This window comes from Pseudomonas sp. PA-1-3F, assembly GCF_021609665.1.
In the GTDB taxonomy this organism is placed as follows: domain Bacteria; phylum Pseudomonadota; class Gammaproteobacteria; order Pseudomonadales; family Pseudomonadaceae; genus Aquipseudomonas; species Aquipseudomonas paracarnis.
In genome coordinates, this window is record NZ_WJZD01000076.1 from 1 (window position 1) to 1,014 (window position 1,014).

Sequence of the window (1,014 nt, forward strand, 5' to 3'; positions counted from 1 at the left end):
CGCGCCGCCGGTCTGATACTCGATCACACGGGTCTCGAAGAAGTTCTTCTCTTTCTTCAAGTCCATGATCTCGCTCATCCACGGGAACGGGTTAGTCGTGCCTGGGTACTCTTCCTTCAAGCCGATCTGCGACAGGCGACGGTTAGCGATGAACTTGAGGTAATCCTCCATCATCGCCGCATTCATGCCCAACACCCCACGAGGCATGGTATCCCGCGCATATTCGATCTCCAGCTGCGTCCCTTGCAGGATCATCTGGGTCGCTTCTTCTTTCATCTCGGCATCCCACAAGTGTGGGTTTTCGATTTTGATCTGGTTGATCACGTCGATACCGAAGTTCAGGTGCATCGACTCATCGCGCAGGATGTACTGGAACTGCTCGGCCACGCCGGTCATTTTGTTGCGGCGGCCCATGGACAGGATCTGGGTGAAGCCGCAGTAGAAGAAGATGCCTTCCAGCACGCAGTAGTAGGCGACCAGGTTGCGCAGCAGTTCTTTGTCGGTGTCGACGGTGCCGGTTTCGAACTTCGGATCGGAGATCGAGCGGGTGTATTTGAGGCCCCAGGCGGCCTTTTTGGCGACTGATGGAATCTCGTGGTACATGTTGAAGATCTCGCCTTCATCCATGGCCAGCGATTCGATGCAGTACTGGTAGGCGTGGGTGTGGATCGCTTCTTCGAAGGCCTGGCGCAGGATGTACTGGCGGCACTCCGGGTTGGTGATCAGGCGGTACACGGCCAGCACCAGGTTGTTGGCTACCAGGGAGTCGGCGGTGGAGAAGAAGCCCAGGTTGCGCATGACGATGCGGCGCTCGTCGTCGGTCAGGCCTTCGGGGTTTTTCCACAGGGCGATGTCGGCGGTCATGTTGACCTCTTGCGGCATCCAGTGGTTGGCGCAGCCGTCGAGGTACTTCTGCCAGGCCCAGTCGTACTTGAATGGCACGAGTTGGTTGAGGTCGGCGCGGCAGTTGATCATGCGCTTTTCGTCAACGGCGACGCGGGCGGAGGCGCCTTC

The 1,014-nt window shown here is 58.3% G+C and carries 1 protein-coding gene; it reads right to left on the minus strand.

Features of this window, described 5'->3' with window-relative positions:
- The coding region (locus tag GIV26_RS27015) for a ribonucleotide-diphosphate reductase subunit beta (RefSeq protein ID WP_236282926.1) at positions 1-1,014 on the minus strand (1,014 nt) is incomplete at both ends.